The sequence below is a fragment of the Maribacter taeanensis genome, from assembly GCF_047345145.1.
GTDB lineage: Bacteria > Bacteroidota > Bacteroidia > Flavobacteriales > Flavobacteriaceae > Maribacter_C.
The window spans coordinates 335424-361871 of the sequence record NZ_JBLFER010000003.1; the positions used below are offsets into that span (position 1 = coordinate 335424).

General features: G+C 36.5%; 24 protein-coding genes and 1 tRNA gene. 18 read left to right on the forward strand and 7 right to left on the reverse strand.

Translation table 11 applies throughout. The features are described from left to right. Positions 1-2 precede the first annotated feature (2 nt). The 5 genes from ACKWCD_RS13105 (at position 3) to ACKWCD_RS13125 (ending at position 4860) form a co-directional block, all read left to right on the forward strand. Complete coding sequence (locus ACKWCD_RS13105) at positions 3-518, forward strand: PaaI family thioesterase (RefSeq protein ID WP_413984412.1); 516 nt, start codon at positions 3-5, stop codon at positions 516-518. Positions 519-613: 95 nt separating this feature from the next. Then, positions 614-1588, forward strand: coding sequence for an NADPH:quinone oxidoreductase family protein (locus ACKWCD_RS13110; RefSeq protein ID WP_413984413.1), 975 nt, complete (start codon positions 614-616; stop codon positions 1586-1588). Between the two features lie 166 nt (positions 1589-1754). Next, positions 1755-2492: an SDR family NAD(P)-dependent oxidoreductase gene (locus tag ACKWCD_RS13115; RefSeq protein WP_413984414.1), complete on the forward strand. Its 738-nt coding sequence runs from the start codon at positions 1755-1757 to the stop codon at positions 2490-2492. A 4-nt stretch (positions 2493-2496) separates the two neighbouring features. Continuing rightward, the gene (locus tag ACKWCD_RS13120; RefSeq protein ID WP_413984415.1) at positions 2497-2961 is read left to right on the forward strand and encodes a MaoC family dehydratase; all 465 of its coding nucleotides are present in this window, start codon (positions 2497-2499) and stop codon (positions 2959-2961) included. Positions 2962-3039: 78 nt separating this feature from the next. Next, complete coding sequence (locus ACKWCD_RS13125; protein ID WP_413984416.1) at positions 3040-4860, forward strand: AMP-dependent synthetase/ligase; 1821 nt, start codon at positions 3040-3042, stop codon at positions 4858-4860. Here the strand turns inward: ACKWCD_RS13125 and ACKWCD_RS13130 are convergent, their stop codons facing one another. Then, positions 4861-6159: a M20/M25/M40 family metallo-hydrolase gene (locus ACKWCD_RS13130; RefSeq protein ID WP_413984417.1), complete on the reverse strand. Its 1299-nt coding sequence runs from the start codon at positions 6157-6159 to the stop codon at positions 4861-4863. A gap of 211 nt (positions 6160-6370) precedes the next feature. On the opposite strand from ACKWCD_RS13130, the gene ACKWCD_RS13135 reads away from it, so the two are divergent. Continuing rightward, positions 6371-7258 (forward strand): zinc-binding metallopeptidase, encoded by an 888-nt coding sequence (locus tag ACKWCD_RS13135; RefSeq protein ID WP_413984418.1) that lies wholly within the window; start codon positions 6371-6373, stop codon positions 7256-7258. A 173-nt stretch (positions 7259-7431) separates the two neighbouring features. Here the strand turns inward: ACKWCD_RS13135 and ACKWCD_RS13140 are convergent. Further along, a tRNA-Arg gene (locus tag ACKWCD_RS13140) sits at positions 7432-7505 on the reverse strand. A 73-nt stretch (positions 7506-7578) separates the two neighbouring features. Between ACKWCD_RS13140 and ACKWCD_RS13145 the strand changes: the two genes are divergently transcribed. Further along, entirely contained in the window at positions 7579-8091 is a 513-nt protein-coding gene (locus tag ACKWCD_RS13145) for an adenine phosphoribosyltransferase (protein ID WP_413984419.1), read from the forward strand. On the opposite strand, the gene ACKWCD_RS13150 is transcribed toward ACKWCD_RS13145, so the two are convergent. The 3 genes from ACKWCD_RS13150 to ACKWCD_RS13160 form a co-directional block, all read right to left on the reverse strand. Next, entirely contained in the window at positions 8088-8240 is a 153-nt protein-coding gene (locus ACKWCD_RS13150) for an SsrA-binding protein (RefSeq protein WP_413984420.1), read from the reverse strand. The genes ACKWCD_RS13145 and ACKWCD_RS13150 overlap by 4 nt on opposite strands. Before the next feature lie 539 nt (positions 8241-8779). After that, positions 8780-10882, reverse strand: a complete 2103-nt coding sequence (locus ACKWCD_RS13155) for a peptidoglycan DD-metalloendopeptidase family protein (RefSeq protein WP_413984421.1) — start codon at positions 10880-10882, stop codon at positions 8780-8782. Beyond that, on the reverse strand, positions 10882-11241 hold the full coding sequence (locus ACKWCD_RS13160) for a BlaI/MecI/CopY family transcriptional regulator (RefSeq protein WP_413984422.1): 360 nt from the start codon (positions 11239-11241) through the stop codon (positions 10882-10884). The genes ACKWCD_RS13155 and ACKWCD_RS13160 overlap by 1 nt, the downstream gene beginning before the upstream one ends. A gap of 158 nt (positions 11242-11399) precedes the next feature. Here ACKWCD_RS13160 and ACKWCD_RS13165 point away from each other — a divergent pair, with 158 nt between their 5' ends. The 4 genes from ACKWCD_RS13165 (at position 11400) to ACKWCD_RS13180 (ending at position 17321) form a co-directional block, all read left to right on the forward strand. After that, a complete protein-coding gene (locus tag ACKWCD_RS13165; protein ID WP_413984423.1) occupies positions 11400-12338 on the forward strand; it encodes a calcium/sodium antiporter in 939 nt (312 codons plus the stop codon). A gap of 73 nt (positions 12339-12411) precedes the next feature. After that, entirely contained in the window at positions 12412-14055 is a 1644-nt protein-coding gene (locus ACKWCD_RS13170) for a carboxypeptidase-like regulatory domain-containing protein (protein ID WP_413984424.1), read from the forward strand. Positions 14056-14059: 4 nt separating this feature from the next. Then, positions 14060-15697 (forward strand): carboxypeptidase-like regulatory domain-containing protein, encoded by a 1638-nt coding sequence (locus ACKWCD_RS13175; protein WP_413984425.1) that lies wholly within the window; start codon positions 14060-14062, stop codon positions 15695-15697. A 4-nt stretch (positions 15698-15701) separates the two neighbouring features. Beyond that, complete coding sequence (locus ACKWCD_RS13180) at positions 15702-17321, forward strand: carboxypeptidase-like regulatory domain-containing protein (protein ID WP_413984426.1); 1620 nt, start codon at positions 15702-15704, stop codon at positions 17319-17321. A gap of 35 nt (positions 17322-17356) precedes the next feature. On the opposite strand, the gene ACKWCD_RS13185 is transcribed toward ACKWCD_RS13180, so the two are convergent. Beyond that, the gene (locus tag ACKWCD_RS13185; protein WP_413984427.1) at positions 17357-18367 is read right to left on the reverse strand and encodes a glutamine synthetase beta-grasp domain-containing protein; all 1011 of its coding nucleotides are present in this window, start codon (positions 18365-18367) and stop codon (positions 17357-17359) included. A 211-nt stretch (positions 18368-18578) separates the two neighbouring features. On the opposite strand from ACKWCD_RS13185, the gene ACKWCD_RS13190 reads away from it, so the two are divergent. The 7 genes from ACKWCD_RS13190 (at position 18579) to ACKWCD_RS13220 (ending at position 25558) form a co-directional block, all read left to right on the forward strand. Beyond that, a complete protein-coding gene (locus tag ACKWCD_RS13190) occupies positions 18579-20765 on the forward strand; it encodes a glutamine synthetase III family protein (protein WP_413984428.1) in 2187 nt (728 codons plus the stop codon). A gap of 59 nt (positions 20766-20824) precedes the next feature. Next, positions 20825-22003, forward strand: coding sequence for an AIR synthase related protein (locus ACKWCD_RS13195; RefSeq protein WP_413984429.1), 1179 nt, complete (start codon positions 20825-20827; stop codon positions 22001-22003). Positions 22004-22054: 51 nt separating this feature from the next. Continuing rightward, positions 22055-22498, forward strand: a complete 444-nt coding sequence (locus ACKWCD_RS13200) for a QcrA and Rieske domain-containing protein (RefSeq protein WP_413984430.1) — start codon at positions 22055-22057, stop codon at positions 22496-22498. A gap of 17 nt (positions 22499-22515) precedes the next feature. After that, complete coding sequence (locus ACKWCD_RS13205; RefSeq protein WP_413984431.1) at positions 22516-22950, forward strand: thioredoxin family protein; 435 nt, start codon at positions 22516-22518, stop codon at positions 22948-22950. After that, complete coding sequence (locus tag ACKWCD_RS13210) at positions 22947-23942, forward strand: FAD:protein FMN transferase (RefSeq protein ID WP_413984432.1); 996 nt, start codon at positions 22947-22949, stop codon at positions 23940-23942. Before ACKWCD_RS13205 ends, ACKWCD_RS13210 begins: the two co-directional genes overlap by 4 nt. Positions 23943-23952: 10 nt before the next feature. Beyond that, positions 23953-24162 carry a DUF4266 domain-containing protein gene (locus ACKWCD_RS13215; protein WP_413984433.1) on the forward strand — a complete coding sequence of 70 codons (210 nt, stop codon included), beginning with the start codon at positions 23953-23955 and terminating at the stop codon, positions 24160-24162. 118 nt (positions 24163-24280) lie between these two features. Beyond that, entirely contained in the window at positions 24281-25558 is a 1278-nt protein-coding gene (locus tag ACKWCD_RS13220; protein WP_413984434.1) for a DUF3570 domain-containing protein, read from the forward strand. Here the strand turns inward: ACKWCD_RS13220 and ACKWCD_RS13225 are convergent. After that, positions 25539-26204 carry an ATP-binding cassette domain-containing protein gene (locus tag ACKWCD_RS13225; protein ID WP_413984435.1) on the reverse strand — a complete coding sequence of 222 codons (666 nt, stop codon included), beginning with the start codon at positions 26202-26204 and terminating at the stop codon, positions 25539-25541. The two genes, ACKWCD_RS13220 and ACKWCD_RS13225, sit on opposite strands and share 20 nt — an antisense overlap. Positions 26205-26448 lie beyond the last annotated feature (244 nt).

Here is a 26448-nt window from a genome sequence, read left to right on the forward strand (position 1 = left end):
AAATGTCTATTTACCAAAAAATCGGTGAAGTTGGTTCAAAGTTTATTGGAAAGGCTAAGCTTTTTAAATTCGGATTCAATCTATCACCCATGTATCGAAGGAGTACGGGCAGGATTGTAAGTGTTTCAGAGGACTTATTGAATGTTCAGATTAAACTACCAATAAGTTACAAGAATAAAAACTATGTGAATTCAATTTTTGGAGGAAGTATGTTTTCGGCAGTAGACCCTATTCCGATGGTACAACTAATAAACCTTTTGGATTCAAATTATGTAGTTTGGGATAAATCCGCTGAAATATATTTTAAACGACCTGCGAAAGAACATCTATTTGCAGCTTTCAATTATACTGAAAATGAGATAGTAGATATCAAACAGAAAGTAGCTCAGGACCAAGAAACTGAAATTATAAAGACAACACAACTTACCAACAAAGACGGGTCTGTCGTATTTTGTGAGGTAAAGAAATTGATTTATATAGCGGATAAGTCTTATTTTAAGAATAAACGTAGAAAATAAACACAAGCGCAAATACAAAAATCAAATACAAAAAGGCAAGTCTGGAAATTGAATTTGTATTTGAGTTTGACGTTTGTATTTGAATTTTAAAAAGGATGAAAGCAATACGATGTAAAACATACGGTCCACCATCATCACTTGTATTAGAGGAAGTGGAGAATTTAAAACCGAAAGCAAAAGAAGTTTTGGTCGAAGTAAAAGCATGTGGGTTAAACTTTCCAGATACCTTAATTATTCAGGGCTTGTATCAGTTTAAACCTGAATTGCCCTTTACTCCCGGCAGCGATGTCGCAGGTATCGTAAAAGAAATAGGAGAGGGTGTATCCCATTTGAAAGTAGGTCAAGAAGTTTTTGGTTTTGTGGCTCATGGAGCCCTAGCTGAAGAGGTAATTGTTCCTGCAAATGCTTGCTTTCCTAAACCACCACAAATGGATTTCCCAACCGCCGCATCTTTTTTAATGGCCTATGGAACTTCCTATCATGCCTTGAAGGATAGAGGTCGTTTAGCTGAAGGAGAAACCTTATTGGTTTTAGGAGCTTCTGGGGGAGTAGGGCTGGCTGCTGTTGAACTAGGAAAACTTATGGGAGCCAAAGTAATTGCCGCAGCTTCCACTGATGAAAAGCTAGCGCTGTGCACTGAATATGGCGCTGATGAAACCATCAACTATGCCACTCAAGATTTAAAAAGTACTATCAAAGAATTAACAGAAGGAAAAGGTGTAGATGTTGTTTACGACCCGGTTGGAGGGCAATACTCCGAAACAGCTTTGAGAGGTGTATCTCGAAATGGAAGATTTTTGGTGGTGGGGTTTGCAGCGGGGGATATTCCTAAAATTCCTTTGAATCTTCCATTATTGAAAGAAGCTGCTATTGTCGGTGTTTTTTGGGGAGCCTTTGCCATGAAGAATCCCAAAGCTAATATGGAGAATACAATGACACTCATGAAATGGCATGCCGAAGGAAAACTAAAACCACATATTCATGCGATTTATGATTTAGAGGATACGTCGAAGGCTTTGGAAGAAATGACCAATAGAAAGGTAAGGGGGAAATTAATAGTAAGAGTTTAGTTTGTTAGAAGACGGAAGACGGAAGACGGAAAAAAAAGGATTCCCCCCTTGAGGGGGCTTCGGGGGGTGTAAAATCCAAAACATAATCAAGTCCCGAACCAAATATTTGAATTAAGAACCAACATTAAACAGATTCCCGTCTGCATGGGAATGAAAATAAAGTAATATGCGCTTAGAAAACAAAATAGCATTAGTAACAGGCGGTTCAAGAGGAATCGGACAAGCAGTTTCCGAATTATTCGCCAAAGAAGGAGCCACAGTAATCATAGTGGACCTATTACGACTAGGGCAGGAGGTTGCTGATGGTATCAACTCCAATGGAGGAAAGGCGGAATTTCATTCAGTTTCTGTGACGGACAAATCCGCGATTGAAAAACTTTTCGCTGAAGTAAATGAGAAGCATGGCAAATTGGATATCTTAATCAACAATGCAGGAATTACAAGAGATAGAACCTTAGAAAAAATGAGCGAAGAGGAATGGGATGCGGTAATAGATGTAAATCTAAAAGGCGTTTTCTTATGCACTCAAGCTGCTGTACCTTATATGAAAGCTAACCAATATGGTCGCATCGTAAGCGCAGCTTCCAATGTTGGTTTACGGGGTAATTTTGGACAAACGAATTATGCAGCTACTAAAGCTGGGGTTATCGCCATGTCCAAAACATGGACGGTCGAATTGGGAAAACATGGTATTACAGCAAATGCCATTGCACCAGGGTTTACAATGACTGATATGGTTGATAAGATTCCCGAAGAACATTTTGCTGCTATTAAAGCTAGTATTCCGCTGAGAACTGTCGCGCAACCGATTGATATCGCCTACGGATATTTATATCTGGCTTCCGATGAAGCACGATTTGTTTCAGGAATATGTTTAACCATTGACGGAGGAACTTCAAGATAAGATTATGGCAAAGCTAGTAGTAGAAAATTTTAGTGCTTTTAGAGAATTAGAGGGAAAAAATCTTCCAGATGGTGATTGGATGACCGTCACTCAAGAAATGATAAACGATTTTGCAAAGGCCACAGGAGATTTTCAATGGATACACGTGGATGTTGAAAAAGCAAAGAAATTCTCTCCCTTTAAAAAACCGGTAGCGCACGGATTTATGTCTGTGTCCTTGCTTTCTAAAATGTTAGAAGAACTAATTCAAGTAAAGTCTGCTCAAATGGGTGTGAACTATGGCTTGAACAAAGTCCGTTTTCCGAGTCCGGTTATGGTAGACAGTCGTCTTCGATTGGTAGGTGGAATCTCAAAAATAGAAGACTACGGGGATACAGGATTGAAAATCACCTGGAACTGCACCGTCGAAATCGAAGGTTCCGAAAAACCGGCCTGTGCAGCCGATTTTTTAAGTTTAATGTTCGAGTGAGTCTGAATATACTAGGTTTCCTTTGAGAAACCTCTTGTATTTTTTGTACATTAAATGCCTAATCAAAATAACATACCAATGACCAGACTTTTTGACCTGCTGTATTACCAAAACGAACAATATCCAACAGAAAAATCAATCAATGGCCGCGATGATTCGGGCAATTGGAAAAGCTATAGTTCCCAGGAAGTTATAACCGCAGCCGAGCAGGCCGCTTCCGGTCTTTTAAGTTTGGGCTTACAACCAGGAGATAAGGTAGCCATGGTGGTCTATAAAAACAGACCAGAATGGATGATTATGGATTTTGCCATGCAGATGGCGGGTCTTATTAGTATTCCGTTATATCCGACAATTAGTATTGGGGAGTATGAATATATTTTGAATGAAGCGGAAGTAAAAGCGGTTTTTTGCGGAGCAGGCGATTTATATGCTAAACTGGTTGGTGCTCAACCCAATGTATCCACCTTAAATAATATCTACACTTTTGACAAACAAGAGGGAAAACCCTTTTGGGAAGATATCTTCAATGCTGATAACGAAGAAGAGGTAGAACGAATTAAGACAGGAGTAAAAGGTGAAGATTTAGTTACTATTATCTATACTTCTGGTACTACTGGAAATCCTAAAGGTGTTATGCTAACTCATGATAATGTGATGCATGTAGTCATGAAAACATCTGCATTAATGGCGGCTAATACAGGGGATAATGCTCTTAGCTTTTTACCGCTTTGCCATATTTTTGAGCGAGCGGTATCTATGGTGTATTATTACAAAGGCTGTAGAACGTACTTTGCTGGAACAGATAATCTAAGCGGTCCCGATGGGGATTTGGCAGCTGTGAAACCTACTACATTTAGTACGGTGCCTCGTCTTCTTGAAAAAATATATGAAGCCATCTACAATAAGGGATTGACTTTGGATGGAGCTAAAAAGAAACTCTTCTTTTGGGCATTAAGCCTTACGGATGATTACGAACCAAATCAGAAGTTATCCTTTGGAAAAAAACTCAAGTGGGGCCTAGCTGACAAATTGATTTTTAGCAAATGGCGGGAAGCTCTAGGTGGTGAAGTAAAAGCCATTGTTACAGGTGCTGCTCCTTGTCCAGTAAAAATTATGCGCGTTTTTTGTGCAGCTGGAATTCCTATTCGTGAGGGCTATGGACTTACAGAAACTTCACCCACTTTGACGGTAAATACAATGGAAGCTGATGGTGTGATGTTAGGTTCAGCCGGACCTGTGATAGAGGGAGTTGAAATATTAATTGACCGCGAAGGAGGTGATTACAAAGAAGATGAAGGTGAGATTTTAGCTCATGGACCGAATATTATGCTAGGCTACTACAAAAAGCCAGAGGTTAATGCTCAGGTTTTTTGTGAGATTGATGGCAAGCGCTGGTTCCGTACAGGAGATATTGGTAAGTTGGTAAAAGGACCAACGGGTCGTGAATTCCTTAAAATTACCGATAGAAAGAAGGAACTTTTAAAAACTTCCGGAGGCAAATATGTCGCCCCAGCTCCTATTGAAAATAGGGTGAAAGAAGAGTTTCTGGTGGAGCAGATGATGGTAATCGGAGATAAGCAGAAATTTGTTTCAGCTTTGATTGTTCCAGCTGAAGAGGCTTTAAAGAGTTATTGTGAGAAAAAAGATATTCCATGGACGAGCTTGCAAGAAATAATTCAGCATAAAAAGGTGTTAAAACGATACCAAAAAATTATCGATAAGTACAATCCTGAGTTTAGTCATGTGGAGCAAATCAAGAAATTTAAATTGATTGCAAGTCCCTGGCTTCCATTTCATGAAGATGGTTCTGATGCGGAATTGACACCAACGCTCAAGTTAAAACGCCGTGTAATTCGAGAAAAGTTCCAAAAAGAGATTGCGGATATTTACGCGGAATAATTACTTTCCTAGTCCCGCTTCAGCCATAGTAATAAGCAGTGCCATTTTAATGGCTTTTGTTCCATCGGTATTCATCCACCATTCACCTAAAGAATGAGCACCACCTCCTTTTCCACCGCGACCTAAAGTCACTGCGGGGATTCCTAAAGCAATAGGGATGTTTCCATTTGTAGAACCTCTTGTCAATCTGGGTTTTTCCCCAAAAAATGCAGTTGCGGCAATAGCGCGTTGCACTAAGGGATTGGTCTCAGGTAATTCCCCTGAAGGGCGGTCTCCTATTTTTATAAGCTCCAATTCTATCTTGTTATCAATTCCTGTTTGGTTGTATTCGGCTACAGCAGCCTTCATAGAAGCATTAAAAATGCTATCTAATACTACTAATCTCGAAGCATCAATCGAACGCATATCGACCTCCATCCAGGATTCAAAAGGAATCGAGTTTACAGAAGTTCCACCGCCGATTCTTCCGATGTTAAAACTAGTTTTAGGACCTTCATCAGTGTACTTTTTGGCTTCTTTAGTGAAGTGGGTAATGGCATACCCCAAGGCATGATGTGGGTTTGCCAAGCCAAATGCGCCCCAAGAATGGCCTCCTTTTCCTTTGAATACTGCTTTGTAGCGCGTAGAACCCAATCCTGCATTATTCACTCTTCCAGCGGAACCACCGTCAATAGCTACCCAAGAATCAATTTTGGGTGCACCTTCATGAAACAGATGTTTTACGCCGCGTAAATCTCCCAAGCCTTCCTCACCAACGGAACCAACAAACCAGATGTCTGCTTTTGGTTTGATTTCTGCTCTTTTCATGGCCTTTGCGATTGCTAGAAGCATTGACAAACCTCTGGTGTCGTCTCCAATTCCTGGAGCGTATAAGGTATCTCCTTTTTGTTTTACGCTAACATCTGTTCCTTCAGGAAAAACAGTGTCCAAGTGCGCATCAAGAACTACTACGCGATTTCCTTCTGTGCCTTTTTTAAGTCCTATAACATTTCCGACTTCGTCTATCCACGATTTATCAATCCCTGCTTTATCCAGCATTGCCTGAAACGCAATAGCTCTTTTTGTTTCCTTAAACGGAGGAGCTTCAATTTCCGTAAGGGTAATTAAGTCCGCTGTGGTTTGACCATCAATTTCATCAAGTACCGCGAAGGCATTTTGGATTTGTTTCTGGGAGCTTAGTTTCTTGATTTCCTTTACATAGGCTTTATCAGCTTGTGGTACCTCTTGTGAAGTGCCTCCGAAAAAGGGAAAAACAACTGCTATTAATGTAGATAAGATGTATGGTTGGTTCAATTTCATTTTTTAGGTCTTTGATATCTAGTAAAAAAATCAAAGGGAAGATAATGAAATTAAAGGGAGTTTAATTTTGGGTTACGGAAAAGTAAAACTTCATCTTTCTATATAATCCCTATGGAAAGAGGAATTAAAATAATACAGTTTAATCTTCGTTATAAGTAGGTTAAATCTTACAATTTAATATTGTAAGCCCCAAATCTTTAAAACCCTACTTATGAAGACTACCAGAAAACTGGTTGGTTTGGCTATGGTATTTGTCATGGTACTTTCCATAAATTCATGTGATTATTATGAACCGCCTCAATTACTAATTGGAGAAGAAAATAGTACTGATTCTTTGGAGAATTCGGATAAAACCGAAATACTGATTCAAGAAGATAAAATCACCTTATACGAGATTAAAGGTGAAGATATTATAAAGATTCAAGATTATGAAGTTGAAGGAGAATTACTTGAACTTCAAAATGATGTATCCAAACATGAAGAACTTTGGGCGCTGGTTAAAAAGATAATTCCACCATATTACCGCTCAAAAATGAGTCAATTTTTAATTTATCATGGTGCTAAAACAAATACATCAGGCTTCGTAGATTCAACTATAAACAATTTGTCAAAATGGCAATTTGCAATCGCCATTGACTATGCTTATGAGAAGGGATTTGATTTTGAAGATGATTTGGTTTTCACCATCATCCATGAGTTTGGACACATTTTGACTTTAAACAATGAGCAACTTACTCCCGGCATCATACCTGATAATTGTACAAATTATTATGTTAGCAAGGGATGTGCTAAAATGGACTCCTATATGAACACATTTTATAACAGTTTTTGGTCCGATATTGGGGAAGAATTCAATGGACTTGATAATACTGCAGCTGCCAAATCTTCATTCTACGACAAGTATGGCGATCGTTTTATTTCAGAGTATGCTGCAACTAGTCCGCGTGAAGATATTGCTGAGGTTTTCGCCACTTTTGTGGTTGAAGATGTGAAGCGGGAGGGGACATCGATGATAGATAAAAAAATTCAGATGATGTATGATTTTCCGGAGTTGATGGACTTGCGGGAGTATATTCGGCAAAATAATATACTGCCATAAGTGACTCCGACAGAATTTAATATCCTTTAAGTTCGCACCTTACAATGAAAAGTTTATATCGCAGAAAAAGCGATTTACTTTTTTTGTTTCTATCCGTTTACAGAAGTGTATCACTTCCGACACTCATATAAATAAAAAAAGTCCGCACTCTCGTGCAGACTTTTCGCTCTAAGTGACCTCGACAGGATTCAAACCTGTAACCTCTTGAGCCGTAATCAAGTGCGCTATTCAGTTGCGCCACGAGGCCGTTTTTCCCTTTTAAAAGGGCTGCAAATATATTTCTTTTTACTTTTAACGCAAAATAACTACTGACAAAAGAAATGGATTTTAATAGCTACATACGCGATATAAAAGATTTTCCCAAAGAAGGGATTGTTTTTAAAGATATAACACCCTTATTAAAGGATGCGAAAGCGATGAAACGAGCTGCTAATTCTTTGTTTGATTTAGTTGGAGGTCGGAAAATTGATAAAGTTGTTGGAATGGAAAGTAGAGGTTTCTTTTTTGCTCCATTATTGGCCTCAAAATTGGAAGCTGGTTTTATACCGGTACGTAAAGCAGGTAAGCTTCCCTACAGAACAATTAGTGAAGTTTATACTCTAGAGTATGGAGAGGATATTTTAGAAATACACGAGGATGCTATCCAAAAAGGAGAACGCATTTTAATTCATGATGATGTCTTAGCAACTGGAGGCACTGCGGAGGCTGTACGTAAGCTAATTGAAAAAATGGGTGGAGAAATCGTGCAATGCAATTTTTTAATTGAATTGGATTTCTTGAATGGAAAGGACAAGCTAAAAGGATGCGAAGTAAAATCCCTTTTGCATTATTAGTCCAGAGCCTTTGTAGTAACAAAATAACGCCAGCCAATTATAGCTAGCTGAAATTTGGAAGCCTTGGCCAAATCTAATCTCTTTTTAGTGTAAGAGGGGAGAAGTAGCTTGTTCGCCTTTGCTAAAAATTTGTAAAAGGACTTTTTCATTTAGTTGGTTTTCACAAATATAGCAAGTTAAGAGGTATCATAGAATTGAAAAGACCGCCATATGGCGGTCCCTTCATTTATATAGGCCTATATGATTCTACTTAAGCTATTATCGTGATCAAGGATAACAACAAGAACAACAAAACTTTAGCTAGTGTAATCATAACAAGAGGTTTTTAAGGTTAACAAATAGTTGTACATAATCGATTATCCAAATAAGATATATCTAAAAATTGTTCACTTGCAACTATTTTGACCTAAATCAATACAAGTGAATACACTATTGGAATCAAAAAAACGATATATGTTATATTCTTTTTATATTTATCTTGATGCTAGTTATAAATTGTAAGTATAAATTACTTAAGTTATTATAGAATATAATAATTGTAGAGGTGTTTTGAATGCTTTTTTGATTAGCAAGGGAGTTTTGGGCCTAAAAAGGCTTCTTTTTAATGATTTCATTTCGGGAAATAAAAAAACCGACTTTAAAAAAGTCGGTTCATGTTTCTCTAACTTGATGTCAAAAGAGGGTCTTTTTAGTTCTTTTTGGTGATGACTTCTACAACTCCGTTTTCAGCTTTTTCCCCATATTTCTCCAAAGCACTTTTGCCTTTAGAGACTTCAATTTTCTCAATTTCGTCTTTTGAGAGCGCTTTAAATTCTTCTTTTGTGGCTTGTTTTCCGTCTATGTAAAAGATAGGTTCAATATCTCCTTCATCGTGCAAAAAGAAAACCGAATCTCCATCCTCCTCAATCCATTCCATATCATCATCAGCATCTTTTTTAATGATCATGACATTTTTATGATCACCTTTTTTAGAACTTTTGATTTTGATAAGATGACCGTCTGAATCCCCTTCATTTAATTGGTCATACTCGTCTTCACTTACCTTTTTGCCATTCACACGTATGGTTTTCTTGCCATTTTCTTCAGTTATTTTAACCGTTCTAATTTTTGAATCACCTTGATGTACCCAGACAGAATGGTCATCCTCTTCATGCATCACTTCTGCATTGCTATCTCCCATAAAGAACATTGTGTTCTCATCGTCCATTACCAAGGTGACAGGATCAATGGGCTCCTCATCATTGTAGAAAGTTGAAGAACCGCTCATTTGTTGTTTTTTAGAGCTCTTAGATCGCACATCTATTGATAGGCTTATAATTTCGTTTTTGTCATTATGGACAACCGTATAGGAAAAATCAAAGCCCTTTTCTGAGAGGTCTTTTTTTATTTTTTTAAGCTCTTCATTCGAAGTGTCTTTGTCTATTCGAATTTCAATCTTTTTTTCGGTATCTGTACCAGTTTCTGCATGGGTGTTACCTGTTTTGAATGGAATCAGGCTTTCAGGGTTAATGGCCTTTCCAGATTTTAAAATCTCAAAATGGAGATGAGGTCCGGTTGACTTTCCTGTATTTCCAAGATGACCGATGGTTTCACCGACGTCGACTTTATCGCCTTCAACGACCAATCTGTCTTTTAAATGCAAGTATTTTGTGCTGTAGCCGTTTTCATGCTCAATCAATATATGATTGCCTTTGGTATTGTCATTGCTACTAACTTTTACCACGCCGGTATAACTCGCCCTAACTTCTTTGCCAACTTGTCCAACAAGGTCTATCCCGGTGTGGTTTTCAATTGTATTGGTAAAAGGACTTTCTGCGGGACCAAAGCCAGATGATATTCTTATAATGTCACCTTGTTTCAGTGGACTTTTGAAAGTAGGAACTTCTGAATATTCAAAGTTTGAAAGAACGGATTCTTCAGAAAACTTAACAACTTCCTTAGTATTAAAACTAACTAAGAATACAACCAAGAATGGGAGTACAATAAGAAGTTTGAGAAGATTGATACGTTGTGATTGATTTTGATTTAACATGACTATTCGTTTTTTGATGATTGAATTAAAAAATGGGTTAACTAGATTTATTTTGTGATTTCCAGTGGCATGTTTGAGCATGAGATATTGATAGTTTCGTTTGTCTTCTCCATATCTGCAAGTTCTCGAATCTGCCAAAAACTCCAAATTCTGTTTTACCATGATCTTGTAAATCCATATTACAGGATTGAACCACTGTAGAATGCATACTAGTTCCGTCAATAAAATATCCACCGAATGCATACCACGGGCATGAACCTTCTCATGAGAAATAATGGTTTTCAATTCTTTGGTTGAGAACTGATTTGGATGGTAAAAAATATACTTGAAAAAAGAAAAAGGAGAAATGTCTTTCGCAGTTTGAACGTGGTAGTAGTAATCTTCTGGAATTATTTGACTGCTTCGTTTGATTTTCTGAATAGCAAGCAACTGCAGTATTAGTTTGACAGTCAAATAAATCGTAACGACTACGTAAACAATAAGAAAAAAAAGAGTCCAGTCAAAAGGTTCAGTAGGTGCAGTGTTGGTTGTACTTAATGGGGTTTCAGACAATTCCATGAATGAAATTGGAGCTGCTTGAACATAAACGGTCTTCGTAAAACTGATAAAAGGTAGAAGAAGCGAAGCTATGAGCCCGATGACTAGGAACAAACGATTGCTCGCAAAATAGGTTTCCTTCTTCAAGAATACATAATAGGAAAGCAGAAAAAGAAAAAGAATGCAAGATGACTTAATAAGATGTACAAAAAACGCTTCCATTATTTTTTATTTTCAATGAGGTTAATTATCTCTTTCAGTTCTTTAATCGAAATTTTTTCCTCCTTAGCAAAAGAAGATACAAGATTCTTATACGAATTGTCAAAGTAATCTAACATGCTTGAGTTGATAAACTTTTTTCGGTAAGCATCTTTAGAAATCAAAGGATAATATCGATGTGTATTTCCGAAAGCTTCGTGACCGACATATTTTTTGTCTTCGAGATTTCTTACAATTGTTGATAAAGTATTGTAATGGGGTTTGTCGCCCGTTAATTCTGCACGAATTTCTTTGACGAATGCTTTTTCAAGTTGCCAAAGAATTTTCATGATTTCCTCTTCCTTATTGGTCAGTTTTTGCATGATAGTTCTAATTTGAAATCAAACATATCACTATTTTTTTAGTTAAACAACTATTTTTATAGTTATTTAACTATTTATGCAGGAGTTTGGTGTAACACAACATTAAATAGTTAACGATTTAAGTTAAATTGTTCCATTATCTTTACCAAAACTAACCAATGCAAAACCCCCTTTTTATACTTGCAGGTCTTGTCCTATTAATTTTAGGGGGCAATTGGCTTTTAAAAGCTGCAGTAGCCTTATCCCTTAAATTAAACATTCCCAAGATTGTTATTGGAATGACTGTGGTCTCTTTTGCTACCTCTGCTCCAGAGCTCATAGTTAGTATTAAATCAGCTTTAGACGGTTTCCCCGATTTGGCGCTTGGTAATGTTGTCGGTTCTAATATTGCAAATTTAGGTTTGGTCCTTGCGGTAACAATTATACTCAGCAGTATTGATGTCAATAAGAGTTTTTATACTACTGATTGGCCCGTAATGATGATTGCTTCCTTCTTGTTTTTTGGTTTCATTTATTTTGATGGCGTAATTGTGCAATATGAGGGAATTATTATGGTCGTTTTTCTCTTTTTATTTTTGGTATACCTACTGCGTTTTCAAAAAACAGCGGTGGTAGATGAACTTCCTGAAGACGATGTTCCGCTACCACTCTACAAAACGGTTTTGTTTCTAGGTTTAGGTGGATTAGGGCTCTGGGGAGGATCAGAGTTACTTATCAAAGGAGCTGTTGGAATGGCATCCGCTTATGGTGTAAGTGAGCGTATTATAGGAATTACAATAGTGTCGATAGGAACAAGTATTCCTGAATTGGCGGCGTCAATAATTGCTGTTATTAAAAAAGAGAAAGCAATTTCACTTGGAAATCTTATAGGTTCAAATATTTTCAACTTATTGGCGGTGTTAGGTATAACTTCAATAATCACGCCCATCAAAGTCATGGATGAAGGATTGTTAACTAATGATATTTTTTGGATGCTAGGTATTTCTTTCTTAGTTCTTCCATTAGTTTTTCTGCCAAATAAGCTTCGTTTAGGTTGGCGTGATGGTTTAGTTCTTTTGGGTGTTTATTTCACGTTTGTCTATTTTACGATTCAATAGGTTTTAGATGCCAATGGTATAATTTTTGTGGCTTGTTCTATGGAATTATTCCCTTCTATAACCAGCCGCTAATATGGAAAAACAACTACTCAAAATAGTCTTCTCGTTATTTCTAGTATTCATCTCAAACACCTCTTTTTCTCAACAACAAGATTATATCGTCGGTAAGTTATTGGATGCTAAAAATCAAGAACCAATTGCTTTTGCAAGTATTCGTATAAAAGATAGAGCATTAGGTATTATTTCTAACATTGATGGTAGTTTCAAAATTCCTTTAAAGTATAAAGAATACGGTGATATTATAGAAATATCATCTATGGGTTATCAAACCCAAGAGATCTTAATTCAAGATTTTTCAATTTATGAATTGAACAATGTGCGTCTGCAACCGGCAATTTTGGAGCTGGAGGAGGCCATAGTTTCCGCACGAAAAAAAAGGAGAAGGAAGCTTTCCTCAAGAGATATTGTGCAAAAAGCTATAGATAGGTTATTTGAAAATTATCCTACCAAGCCCTATTCGCAAATCGGTTATTACCGAGATTATCAAAAAGATAAGCAAGCCTACGTGAACCTGAATGAAGGAATATTGGAGGTATTTGACCAAGGCTTTAAGGCAACGGATTCATCAACCACAAAAGTATCCATATATAATTATCAAGAAAACAATGATTTTAGAAGAGATACCTTGGCGAGAATGCCCTATGACTATAGCTTTAAGAAGGGAGCGAAAATAATTGATAATGGATATTTAAGTGCCTATGGAGGTAATGAATTTACAATTCTGAGGGTTCACAATGCAATTCGTAACTATAAAATCGATTCCTATTCTTTTGTACATCGCTTTGATACGGATTTGTTAGAGAATCATACATTTTCTCGAGATGAGGATTCTTTCATTGCAAATCAGGCGCTTTATAAAATTCGTTTTAGAAAAAACCTTCCTAGACATAGTGCTTATGGGGCTTTATATATTTCTAAAGATGACTACGCTATCTACAAAATGGAATACGCCGTTTATGATGACGCAAAAAAAAATGAAGCCGGTGTTGAGGATAAAAATGGGAGTAAGAAACAACTGGTCTTTGAAACCAATACCTCATACCGAAAGACGGGTGATAAGATGTACCTCAGTTATATCTCGTTTTACAATTTATTCAAGTTGTGGGAACCACCTAAACTAAAATTAGAATATGTGGATTTTCGTTTTGACAAAACTGTCTACTATAAAATGAAGGATCTAAGAATGAAGAAGAGATGGATAGTCTTAACCTTCAATGAAATTTTGAATGCTAGTCACGTAGACGATATAGATAAGTTTAATCTAAGTTATAAAGGTAAAAAGATAGCTTTAAAGGGGCTTTTATTGTCAGATAAACAGGTGATATTATACCCTAAAGCAAATACCGAGAAGCAAATACAATTACTAGAAGAGATTGAATTAGTAGCGAAACGTAATGGCTTGAGTGAAGAAATATTGAAGATAAAGCTTAGCGATTTAAAAGATACAAAGGGCAATTATATAGATGAATGGACAAATAAAGATTACCACCAGTTTCGAGAATTTTTTGTTCAACAGATAAAGCCAGAGAATAATTCGCCTGTTAATACTAGATTTATGGATATGCGCAAACCAATATTTGACAATATACCTATTTTGAAGCCAGATAATTTTGATGATTACTGGATGAACACTCCACTTCAGAATATTAAGAATTAACCATATGTATAGAAAACTTATCTGTTTTTGTATTTCTCTTTTGATTTTCAGTGCATCATTGTTTGGCCAAAGCGATGAATTTATTCGTGGTTTTGTAATCGATAAGAAAAACAATGAGCCGATTGCCTTTGCAAATATTCGCATAAAGGATAGGGCTTTGGGTATTATATCTAACATTGATGGTAGTTTTAAAATTCCTTTGAAGTATAAAGATTATGGTGATATTATTGAAATATCATCTATGGGGTATCAAACGCAAGAGATTTTGATTCAAGATTTTTCAATTTATGAATTGAACAATGTGCGACTGCAACCGGCAATTTTGGAGCTAGAGGAAGCCATAGTTTCCGCACGAAAAAAACGGCGAAGAAAGCTTTCCGCGAGAGAGATTGTAAAAAAAGCGATTGATAGGTTATTAGAAAATAGCCCTACCAATCCTTATTCGCAAATCGGATATTATCGAGATTATCAAATTGACAATGAGGCCTATGTCAATCTTAATGAGGGCATATTTGAAGTATTCGACCAAGGTTTCAAGGCGACTGATTCTTCCACAACAAAGGTTCTTATTTATGATTATAAAGAAAATACAGATTTTGAACGAGATACCTTAGCTAGAATGCCATATGATTATGACTTCAAAGAAGGGGCAAAAATAATAGATAATGGATTTCTGAAATCTTATGGAGGAAATGAATTTACAATTCTAAGAGTTCACAATGCCATTCGGAATTACAATATTGATTCACATTCTTTCGTACATCGTTTTGATTCCGATTTGTTAAAGGAACACAAATTCTACTTTGAAGAAGATTCCTTTATCTCAGACGAAGTGCTCTATAAAATTAGATTTGAAAAAAGTATTTCTGGTTATACAGCTCATGGGGTTTTGTTTATTTCAAAATCTGATTTTGCAATACATAAATTAGAATATGCGGTCTATGATAGGCTTTCTGAGAGAAAAGCGAATTCAATTGATAAAGCGAAGAATAAAAATCAGCTAATGTTCGAAGTAAATACGTCATACCAAAGGCAAGGAGATAAGATGTATTTAAATTATATCTCGTTTCATAATTCATTCAAACTTTGGGAGCCACCAAAACTCCGATTAAATTTTGTTGAGATTCGTCATGACATGTCTACCTATTTCAAGGTGCGTGAACAATTTGTGAAAAGAAGATGGTTTATACTTACGTTTAATAATTTCTTGAGTGCCAATCAAATTCAGAACATTGATCAATTTAGCCTATACTTTAAAGGAAAAAAAATAACCCTCGCAGGTTTTTCTGTTTCCGATGATAAGGTAATTCTCTACCCCAAAACTGCTACCAGAAGACAGATTCTCTTAATGAACGAAATTGAAGATGTGGCTAATGATGGTGGTTTAAATGAAGAAACATTTAAAGTAAAGGCTAAGGGCATAAAGGATGTTGATGGTAATTCGATTGGACAATGGACAACAAAGGATTATCATCAGTTTCGTGAGTTTTTCGTGCAACGTATAGAGGTGAAGGGTATACCATCTCAAAATGCTGATTTTATGTTTAATGACAAGCCCATTTTCGATGGTCAACCAATGAAGAAACCAGAGAACTTTAAGGATTACTGGATGAATACACCACTTCAGAATATTAAAAATTAGCTAAATGTCTAGAAAATTCTTTGGTTTATGTTTTTCTCTTTTGGCCTTCGGTGCATCATTGTCTGGGCAAAGCGATGAATTTATTCGTGGTTTTGTAATCGATAAGAAAAATAATGAACCAGTTGTCTTTGCAACCATTCAGATAAAAAATAGGGCAGTGGGTGTGATTTCAAACCAAGATGGCAGTTTTCGATTTCCCAAAAAATTAGATAGGCTTGGTGATTCGTTGTTAATCTCTTGTTTGGGATATCAAAATAAAGCAGTTTCCATAGATGAGCTATCATTAATTACAACAAATCGTATTTTGCTTGCGCCGTCTTTATTAGAACTTAATGAAGCCGTTGTCTTGGGCAAACGAAATAGAGAGCCATCTCCCAGACAAATTATTAGACGCGCTATTAAGTACATACCAGATAATTACCCTTTGCAACCATTTGCTACTGTAGGTTATTACAGAGACTATCAATTAAAAAACAATGAGTATACTAATTTGAATGAAGCTATAGTAAAGGTGTTCGACCAGGGTTTCGAAAATAATGATTTGGCAAGTACCAAAGTGAAACTCTACGATTATGTAAGAAATACAGATTTCCCAAGAGATTCAATTGCTTCAAAACCATACGATTATGCCAATCGCAGTAAAATAATTCAAAATGCTTACTTAGATAGTTTTGGTGGAAACGAGTTTAGTATATTAAGAATGCATGATGCGATACGAAATTTTAGTGTGAAAACCTTTTCGTTTGTGAATAGGTTTAATAAAGACCTACTAAAGAATCATAGTTTTTCAAAAGAACGGGATGTTTCTTTCAATGGGGAGCAGATGTTCGTTTTAAATCTTGAAAAGGGTAGACTACGAATTCCAGCGTTTACAGGAGAAGTGCTTAACTCGGCCTTTTCAGCAAAGGGTAAAATTTATATCTCTCAAACAAACTATGCCATACATAAGTTTATGTATGAGTTATACGATCATAATTCAGATAGAAAAGGTAAATATTTAAAAAAAGGAAAATTGGTTTTTGAAGTATCCGTAGAATATCGTGCTGAAGATGATAAGATGTTTCCCAATTACATATCTTTTCATAATATATTTCAAGTGAGAATTGCAAAACTTAAGGTGGAAAGTATTGATTTTGATTTAGAATCAAAGCGTTTCGTGATTAAGTTTAACAAGCCTCCCACATTTCTATCCGCAAAAGAAAAAGGAAACTATTTGATGGAATATAAGGGGAAAAAGGTAAAAATAAAGGAGCTAAGACCAGTTGGTAATGAAGTCTATTTATATCCAAATTCAATATCGTTCAAGACAATAAATGAAGAGCTAACTGAGATATATCAGGAAAATGGTCAGCTTCCTTATGGTCTCATTCATTTTTCTTTCGTTGATATTGCCGATGAAATGGGTAATGTGATAAACCAATTTGAATATAAGAATGTAAATCAGTTCCGTGAATTCTTCGTGCAAAGAGTGCAATCAAATAGTAAAAGTCCAAGGGACAGTTTGTATTTGAACAAAACCAGGCCTATTTTCAAAAACCAACCTGTTGTAAAACCAAAAAATTTAGATGAATTTTGGATGAATACGCCTCTGAAAAAAATAAACAAAAAAACCGCCTCTAATTAGTTAAAGGCGGTTTTTAGTACAACAATTTAATCTAACTATACGTCAGCTGTTTTCACTGTTTTCACAATTCGAGCTGCAATTTTGTATGGGTCACCGTTAGAAGCCGGTCTACGATCTTCTAACCAGCCTTTCCATCCTTTTTCAACCGTAATAATCGGAATACGAATAGATGCTCCTCTATCAGATACGCCATAGCTGAAATCATGAATGGAAGCAGTTTCGTGAAGTCCAGTTAAACGTTGATCATTGAATTCACCGTAAACCGCAATATGCTCTGCAGTAACTGGTCTGAACGCTTCACATATTTTTTCATATACTTCTTGAGAACCGCAAGTTCTCAAAGTTGTGTTTGAGAAGTTAGCATGCATACCAGAACCATTCCAATCACCTTTAACTGGTTTTGGGTGGTATTCAATGTACCATCCGTAGCTTTCCGTCAAACGATCTAATAAATATCTCGCAACCCAGATTTCATCACCCGCTTTTTTAGCTCCTTTGGCGAATAATTGAAATTCCCATTGCCCACTAGCAACTTCTTGGTTGATACCTTCAAAGTTCAATCCGGCAGCGATACATAAATCAGCATGCTCTTCAACAAATGATCTTCCGTGTGTATTTTTTCCACCTACAGAGCAGTAGTACATTCCTTGAGGTCCAGGATATCCACCTACAGGAAAACCTAAAGGCAATTGCGTAGCTGTATCCATAATGAAATACTCTTGTTCAAACCCAAACCAGAAATCATTATCACCATCGTCAATAGTTGCTCTTGAATTTGATTCATGTGGAGTTCCGTCAGCATTTAATACTTCGGTCATTACTAAGAATCCATTTTCACGTGCTGGATCAGGATATATAGCAACCGGTTTTAACAAACAGTCAGAAGATCCACCTTCTGCTTGTTTGGTTGAGCTTCCATCAAAAGACCACATCGGGCAGTCTTCCAATTTACCGCTAAAATCTTCTTCGACTTTCGTTTTGCTTCTAAGGTTAGCGGTTGGCTTGTAACCGTCTAACCAGATGTACTCTAATTTAGATTTACTCATAATAGGGTTCGTTAATTTTTCGAATTTTAAAAAGACAAGCAAAAATATGTTTTTTGCCGAAGTATTAAAATTTCATGGGGGTATTTTTGTTAAAAGTTATAATTTTTCCCATTAACCCCAAATTTTATAGGGTAATTTGTAAAATAGTTAATAATAGATGCTAATTTTGTCAGATCAATAAAAAATTAGATATCTCAAAGCGCCCAGAATTATGTCAAGAACAAGATTTGAAGCTATTATAGAAAGTCAGAAAAGAAAACGAATCAATATTAAAGAAGAAGGAAGGCGTTCAGAGCTTTTTGCTCAAAACGTTTTTAATGAGGAAAGAATGCTCCAGTATCTTACAAAAGATGCACTTGAAAGTGTTCAAAGTGCCATTTTCTCCGGATCAAAAATTGACCGTAAAATGGCAGATCAAGTTGCGGAGGCAATGAAAGGTTGGGCTATTAGTATGGGCGCTACTCATTATACACATTGGTTTCAACCACTTACAGGTTCGACAGCTGAAAAACATGATGCTTTTTTTGATTTATTACCAGACGGAAGAGCTCTGGAAAAGTTTGGTGGTGGGCAGTTAGTTCAGCAAGAGCCTGATGCATCTAGTTTTCCGAGTGGAGGAATACGAAATACCTTCGAAGCAAGAGGTTACACAGCTTGGGATCCTACCTCACCAGCTTTCATTTATGAGACTACTTTGTGTATTCCAACAATCTTTGTTTCCTATACGGGAGAAGCTTTGGATAATAAAGCTCCATTGCTTAGAGCCTTACATGCTGTTGATGAGGCTGCGACAGCCGTAGCAAAATATTTTGATAAAAATGTATCAAAAGTAAATGCTACTTTAGGATGGGAGCAAGAGTATTTTCTAATAGACAAAGCGCTCGCGAATTCAAGATCTGATATCAGTCTGACAGGTCGAACTTTAGTTGGACATGCAGCCGCGAAAGGCCAGCAGTTAGATGATCACTATTTTGGAGTTATTCCAGGAAGGGTTTTAAGTTTTATGAGCGATCTCGAAAAGGAATGCACGAAGTTGGGCATTCCAGTAAAGACAAGACACAATGAAGTAGCACCAAATCAGTTTGAACTGGCCCCTGTTTTTGAAGAAGCGAACTTGGCAGTAGATCACAATTTATTGCTCATGGATGTCATGGATAAGATTGCTGACAAACACGGCTTCAAGGTCCTTTTTCATGAAAAGCCTTTTGCTGGTATCAATGGTTCAGGTAAACACAACAATTGGTCATTGGCTACCAACACGGGAGTTAATTTATTGAGTCCGGGTTCAACACCTATGAAGAACCTCCAATTTTTAACCTTTTTTATTAATACCATTAAAGCAGTCGATACCTACGAAGAGTTGTTGCGTTCTTCTATTGCTTCCGCCGGAAATGATCACAGACTTGGTGCTAATGAAGCACCACCGGCTATTCTTTCTATTTTTATTGGTACACAACTAAGTCGGGTTTTAGATGAGTTGGAGGGGGTATCTAAAGGAAAACTATCCCCAGAAGAAAAAACAGAACTCAAATTGAATGTAGTTGGTAAGATTCCTGAAATATTGATGGATAATACAGATCGCAACAGAACATCACCTTTTGCGTTTACCGGAAACAAATTTGAAATACGCGGTGTTGGTTCAAAGGCGAATTGCGCGAAGCCAATGACCATTCTAAATACAATAGTCGCGAAGCAATTAATAGCCTTTAAAAAAGAGGTAGATGCTTTAGTAGATAAGAAAAATCTAAAGAAAGATGAGGCGGTTTTTAATGTCCTTAGAGAATACATTAAAACCTCTAAAAGAATTCGCTTTGACGGTGATGGGTATAGCGATGACTGGGAAAAAGAAGCTAAAAAACGAAAATTAAGCAATAATAAAACCACACCCGAAGCACTTCAAGTACTGAATTCAAAGGAAAGTTTAGATCTTTTCAAGTCGATGAAAGTGATGAGCGAAATTGAAGTCAAGGCAAGACAAGAGGTCGAGCTGGAAGCTTATATTTTACACTTGCAAATTGAAGGGCGCGTTTTTAGTGAGTTGGTCTACGGGCATATTATTCCCGCTTCAATCACTTATCAAAATAAGCTAATTAAAAATGTTTTAGGTCTAAAAGACATCTATGGCGCTGCTCATAAAAAGCTTTCTGAAGGACAATCAAATATCATCGAGCAAATTGCAGAGCATATTGTTGCCCTTAAAAAGAAAACAGATGCAATGACGGAAGCTAGAAAGAAGGCAAATAAGTTGACTGATAGTCATAAGAAAGCATTTGCCTATGCCGAAAATATTAAGCCTTATTTTGATGAAATTCGCCAGCATTCTGATAAGCTTGAGCAATTGGTTGATGATCAATTATGGCCGTTAACAAAATATAGAGAGCTTTTGTTTATAAAGTAGGCCCAAGTAATCCTAAATGATTTAGGCAATTCACTTATTTTTGCCACAAACTTCGAAGAATGAGCTCATCCCATAGTGAAAGATATAATCAGAGAGGTGTTTCCGCCTCGAAAGAGGACGTTCACAATGCTATTAAAAATATTGATAAAGGACTTTTCCCTAAGGCTTTTTGCAAGATAGTTCCAGATTATTTAACCAATGATGATGATTATTGCTTGATTATGCATGCCGATGGTGCCGGAACAAAATCTTCTTTAGCCTATATGTATTGGAAGGAGACAGGAGATGTTTCAGTCTGGAAAGGTATTGCTCAAGACGCTCTTATCATGAATATTGATGATTTAATTTGTGTTGGAGCTACGGATAATATTATGCTTTCTTCCACTATCGGGCGAAACAAAAACTTGATTACAGGGGAAGTTTTATCTGCTATTATAAATGGCACTGAAGAACTGATTGCTGACTTAAAAAATCACGGAATAACGATTCACTCAACAGGGGGAGAAACAGCTGATGTGGGTGATTTAGTACGAACTATTATTGTTGATTCAACAGTTACCGCGCGTATGAAAAGAAGTGATGTAATTGACAACGCCAATATACAAGCAGGTGATGTTATTGTAGGTTTGGCTTCTTTTGGTCAATCTACTTATGAAACGGAGTATAATGGTGGAATGGGAAGTAACGGATTAACCTCTGCCCGTCACGATGTTTTTTCTAAATATTTGGCTGAGATCTATCCGGAAAGTTTTGATGCTTCGGTTCCAGAAGACTTGGTGTATTCTGGTAGTACTAAGTTGACCGATACTGTTGAGGGTTCTCCATTAGATGCGGGTAAATTGGTATTATCTCCAACTAGAACTTATGCTCCAATTGTAAAGAAAATCCTTGAGAAATATACATCCGAAGATATACACGGTATGGTACATTGTAGTGGAGGTGCTCAAACCAAAATATTGCATTTTATAGACCAATTCCATATTGTCAAAGACAACCTTTTTCCGATTCCACCTTTATTCAAACTAATTCAAGAGCAGTCCGGAACAGATTGGAAAGAAATGTATCAAGTTTTTAATTGCGGGCATCGCTTAGAACTGTATGTTAATGAAGCTGTGGCACAAGATTTGATTAACATATCGAGCAGTTTTAATGTAGATGCTAAAATCATTGGTAGGGTAGAGGAGAATCCTTCGAAAAAGCTTACTATAAAAAGTGAGTTCGGAACCTTTGTTTACTAGGGTATACGAATAGCCTGAATACTGCGTTTTGTATAGTAAATGTCCCTTACTATGGAAAGAAAACAGTTTTTAAGAACCTTAGGAGCAGGTGCGGCTTTTGCACTTACTTTTCCATGTGTGCATGGATGCTCGAAAGATGAGAATCAAAACGGAACTATTGTTGTTGAACCTACCAATGTAGATTTTACAATTGATTTAACATCTGCTGAAGCAGCTAATCTTGGTGAAAATGGAGGCTTTATTTTAAAAAGGTTGGTCGTTATCGCTAAGAACTTAGAAGGTCAATATATCGCGGCGAGTCAAGTTTGTAGTCATGAAGCATATGATCAAGTTCGATTTGTAAATCAACAAGGGGGTATTTTTTACTGTGATGTGCATGGTTCACAATTTGAGCAAAATGGTACTCCTTTGAACCAAATTGGTAGCAATCCTGCTAAAACATTAAAAATTTACAATACTGAACTTAACGGAGATATTCTTCGGGTTTTTGAATAGACACTAAAACGTTTCTTGTGAAAATAGTTGCCCCAATACTACTATTTCTTTTTTCAGTTTGCACTTTTGCGCAAGACTGGAAAGCAACTTATACCGACGCACTGGCTTCCTCTTCTTCTGAAGACAAACCAATTATTTTGGTTTTTGCTGGCTCAGATTGGTGTGCACCATGTATCAAATTAGATAAAACTATTTGGCAATCAGAAGAGTTCAAATCATACTCCAAGGAGAATTTTGTTATTTATAAAGCTGACTTTCCTAGAAAGAAAGTAAACAGATTACCTGAACATTTAGCGGAACAGAATGCCAGCTTGGCAGAACGTTTTAATTCCAAAGGACATTTTCCACTTGTGGTCGTATTAAACTCTGAAGAGCAAGTTTTGGGTAAAATTGGGTATGAGAAAGTAGCTCCTCCTGAATACATTGCTCTATTAAAAAATTGCCTAGAGTGAGAACCTTAGCGATAATATTTTTTAGTTTTCTTTTCCTAACGGGATACGCTCAGCAGCGTGAGCTAGTTACGGTTAAGAAGACTTTAAAGTTGATGGGAAGTCGATTTGAAATCACTGTGGTAACTCCGAATGAAGAGCTTGGCTATATAAATATCGAAGAGGCAATAGCAGAAATCACAAGAATTGAAAAGATGATTTCTTCATGGGATAAAGAGTCAGAAACCTACCTGATTAATACAAACGCGGGAATCAAGCCTGTAAAAGTCAGCAGAGAATTATACAAACTAATTGAAAGATGTAAGCAGATTTCAGAGCTGACCGATGGAGCTTTTGATATATCATATTCTTCTATGGACAAAATCTGGAAGTTTGATGGTAAAATGACGAAAATGCCGAGTCCTGAAGAGATTAAAAAATCTGTGGATAAAGTTGGCTATGAAAACATAATACTTGACTCTAAAAAGCAAACTGTTTTTTTGAAAGATAAGGGAATGAAAATTTCTTTTGGAGCAATCGGAAAAGGATATGCTGCCGATAAAGCGAAAGAGTTTTTAGTTTCTAGGCAAGTAGTTGGTGGCATTATTGATGCCGCAGGAGATTTGTCTACTTGGGGAACAGATGTCACGGGTAAAAAATGGATCATTGGTATCGTAAACCCATTAGCAAAGGACAAAATTGTTTCCTGGTTACCGATATTAGAATCTTCGGTCGCCACCTCAGGTAACTATGAAAAATTCGTAACATTCAAAGGCAAACGTTATTCTCATATTATAGACCCTCGAACGGGTTATCCTTCTTCTGGTATACGTCAAGTCTCCATTTTTGCTAAAAGTGCTGAATTCTGTGATGCATTGGCCACTGCAGTTTTTATTATGGGCAAAGAAGCCGGTCTCTTTCTGATTAATCAATTAGATGGTGTTGAAGTGATTTTGTTTGATAATTTTAATAAGACGCACAAGAGCGATGGAATATTGTTTGAGAGAGATCCTTAACTTTAAGTTTATGAAAAAAGCACTTTTGATTATTTGTCTGGCATTATTTGTAACATCTTGTGTAGCAGTAAAGGAGTATGAAAAAGTATACATAAACGATGAAGAAATGCTTTTATCGGCTAAAGGAATGGAGCGTTTCGAAACCAATTTTCAGATTTATCGTGAGGCTGCTGCAGGTGCTAATGGTGGAAAAAGTGGGGGAGGTTGCGGATGTAATTAAGTGAGGTCTTTTGTAAGATAACGCAGCAAAAGAAACTCACAGAACTTACCCTGAGCACAGCCGAAGGGTCTCCATTCTTAAAAACATTTGGTTATCTGAACCCAAAAACAAGAGACATTTGAAAAAAAAACTACTTCTTCTATCTATCCTCAGTACATTTTTTGGATTCACCCAAGAAGATACTTCATATAAAAAAAGAGTTTTAGAAGCTGCTGAAATTGACCTGTTATTTAGTTACTACGGTCAAGATGGCAAAAATGCAGCGGTTACCGGAGGAGAAGGTACTGAAGAATTAACAGATGCTACCTCAAGTATCGTCGTTCGAATTCCGATAGGTGAAGATGATATAATTACGGTAGATGCTGGCATATCTGCCTATACTTCTGCCTCGTCTAGTAATGTAAATCCTCTTGATGGCGACGTGAATCGGAATGCGAGTCCGTTTAGTGCTTCTTCTGGGGCTTCTCGTCAAGATGTGCTTTCTTATTTTAATCCTAGCTATTCTCATAGTTCTGATGATCGCAATACTATCGTAAATGCCAATGCATATGTTTCTGCTGAGTACGATTATTTTTCGGTAGGTTTTGGAGGAGGCTATACACGATTATTTAATGAAAAGAATACAGAATTTTCGATAAACGCCCAAGTGTATTTGGACAAATGGAATCCTCAGTATCCTGTTGAATTGAGAGACGGGTTTTTCGACTCTCGCATCACAGGAGTTGGCATTTACACCCCTAATTTTAATGTGTTTGAAAAAGAAACTAGAAACTCATATTCTGTTTCATTAGGTCTTTCTCAAATTCTAAGCAAGCGATTACAAGGTTCAATTTTTATGGATTTGGTTTCGCAAAGCGGATTGCTGAGTACTCCGTTTCAACGCGTGTATTTTGGGGATGCATCAAACTTCTTTATCGAAGATTTTCAACTAGCGGATGACGTTGAGCGATTACCAGATGCTCGTTTTAAAATACCAATTGGAGCTAGATTAAATTATTATATAAATGATCGATTTGTTCTTCGGAGTTATTACAGATTTTATACAGATAATTGGGGAATTACCGCCCATACAGTGAACTTGGAAGTGCCTATAAAGTTAAGCGATAAATTTACGGTTTATCCTTCTTATCGTTATTACAAACAAACAGCCGCAGATTATTTTTATGCGAAAGATGTGGCTTTATCAACGACCGAGTTTTATACTTCCGACTATGATTTGTCAGGCTATAACGCGAATCAATATGGAATGGGAATTCGCTACAAAGATATTTTCACGAAAACCAAAATCCTCACTTTCGGATTGAAGACCCTAGATCTTCGAGTTAACAAATATGATCGCAGCGACGGATTGAACGCATTTATCGTTTCTTTTGGGACTACTTTTGTAGGGAATTAAAACTGATATATCCTTCATTCTCGAGATCTTGCCTTGATTGTATCAGTTTGGAAGACCCATTTTTTATGAGGTAAATCGTATCGCTAACATCTAAAATTTCGCGATAAAAATGATCAGTAATCAGTACGGCACTTTTGTTTTTCTTCTCTTGAATAATGGTTTTGAATTTTTCAATATAAAGCGGAGCTATAAAGGAAAAGGGCTCATCTAATAAAATAATCTCCTTTCCAGAATTTAGAATAAGATAGGTTTCAATAACTCGAAGTTCTCCGGAAGAAATTTCATTGGTTCTACTGTTTTCGTGGATTTTAAAAGATTCAAAGATGCTTGTGAAAATCTTCCAGTCTGATAGAAATAAATGAAAGACCTTTTTAAGAGAAATATTGTTTGGTAATAATTGATGCTGAGGAAGATAGGCAACTTTTCCGGTCTTAAATAAGTTAGTTTTTAGATATTTTTCATCTATTCTTACGTTTTTATATTTTGGTTTTAAATCGCCAAAGAGAATCCGTAAAAGACATGTTTTTCCACATCCATTTCTTCCTAAAACTCCTGTTACTTTGCCAGTTTCTGCTTTTAGGTACACCCCATAAAGTATCTTCTTGTCGTCAAAGTTAAGTTCAACACTATCAATTTCTATTTTCAAAATTGATTCTGTATTAGAACTATTACTACTGCAAAAATGGTATCAAAAATAAAAGCGGTAAGAAAAAGAATAACCGATGAAATTCCGAAGTTTTTATAAAAAATCAACTTTTGTCGTAAACCTGGGGCAATATGAGCTGCCAACAAAATTCCGAAGAGCAAAAATTTCAAAGAAATTATCAATAATAGTGACATTTTTAAAAACAAAAACCATACTGTGACCAGTAGGCTAGTGAGGAGAAACT

What these genes read in the sequence shown, in the direction of transcription:
- ACKWCD_RS13175 (WP_413984425.1), top strand. Translation starts at nt 14,060, where the DNA reads ATGTATAGAAAACTTATCTGTTTTTGTATTTCTCTTTTGATTTTCAGT.
- ACKWCD_RS13125 (WP_413984416.1), top strand. Translation starts at nt 3,040, where the DNA reads ATGACCAGACTTTTTGACCTGCTGTATTACCAAAACGAACAATATCCA.
- ACKWCD_RS13165 (WP_413984423.1), top strand. Translation starts at nt 11,400, where the DNA reads ATGCAAAACCCCCTTTTTATACTTGCAGGTCTTGTCCTATTAATTTTA.
- ACKWCD_RS13120 (WP_413984415.1), top strand. Translation starts at nt 2,497, where the DNA reads ATGGCAAAGCTAGTAGTAGAAAATTTTAGTGCTTTTAGAGAATTAGAG.
- ACKWCD_RS13110 (WP_413984413.1), top strand. Translation starts at nt 614, where the DNA reads ATGAAAGCAATACGATGTAAAACATACGGTCCACCATCATCACTTGTA.
- ACKWCD_RS13185 (WP_413984427.1), bottom strand. Translation starts at nt 18,367, where the DNA reads ATGAGTAAATCTAAATTAGAGTACATCTGGTTAGACGGTTACAAGCCA.
- ACKWCD_RS13180 (WP_413984426.1), top strand. Translation starts at nt 15,702, where the DNA reads ATGTCTAGAAAATTCTTTGGTTTATGTTTTTCTCTTTTGGCCTTCGGT.
- ACKWCD_RS13105 (WP_413984412.1), top strand. Translation starts at nt 3, where the DNA reads ATGTCTATTTACCAAAAAATCGGTGAAGTTGGTTCAAAGTTTATTGGA.
- ACKWCD_RS13150 (WP_413984420.1), bottom strand. Translation starts at nt 8,240, where the DNA reads ATGAAAAAGTCCTTTTACAAATTTTTAGCAAAGGCGAACAAGCTACTT.
- ACKWCD_RS13145 (WP_413984419.1), top strand. Translation starts at nt 7,579, where the DNA reads ATGGATTTTAATAGCTACATACGCGATATAAAAGATTTTCCCAAAGAA.
- ACKWCD_RS13200 (WP_413984430.1), top strand. Translation starts at nt 22,055, where the DNA reads ATGGAAAGAAAACAGTTTTTAAGAACCTTAGGAGCAGGTGCGGCTTTT.
- ACKWCD_RS13135 (WP_413984418.1), top strand. Translation starts at nt 6,371, where the DNA reads ATGAAGACTACCAGAAAACTGGTTGGTTTGGCTATGGTATTTGTCATG.
- ACKWCD_RS13155 (WP_413984421.1), bottom strand. Translation starts at nt 10,882, where the DNA reads ATGGAAGCGTTTTTTGTACATCTTATTAAGTCATCTTGCATTCTTTTT.
- ACKWCD_RS13130 (WP_413984417.1), bottom strand. Translation starts at nt 6,159, where the DNA reads ATGAAATTGAACCAACCATACATCTTATCTACATTAATAGCAGTTGTT.
- ACKWCD_RS13115 (WP_413984414.1), top strand. Translation starts at nt 1,755, where the DNA reads ATGCGCTTAGAAAACAAAATAGCATTAGTAACAGGCGGTTCAAGAGGA.
- ACKWCD_RS13190 (WP_413984428.1), top strand. Translation starts at nt 18,579, where the DNA reads ATGTCAAGAACAAGATTTGAAGCTATTATAGAAAGTCAGAAAAGAAAA.
- ACKWCD_RS13195 (WP_413984429.1), top strand. Translation starts at nt 20,825, where the DNA reads ATGAGCTCATCCCATAGTGAAAGATATAATCAGAGAGGTGTTTCCGCC.
- ACKWCD_RS13215 (WP_413984433.1), top strand. Translation starts at nt 23,953, where the DNA reads ATGAAAAAAGCACTTTTGATTATTTGTCTGGCATTATTTGTAACATCT.
- ACKWCD_RS13160 (WP_413984422.1), bottom strand. Translation starts at nt 11,241, where the DNA reads ATGCAAAAACTGACCAATAAGGAAGAGGAAATCATGAAAATTCTTTGG.
- ACKWCD_RS13170 (WP_413984424.1), top strand. Translation starts at nt 12,412, where the DNA reads ATGGAAAAACAACTACTCAAAATAGTCTTCTCGTTATTTCTAGTATTC.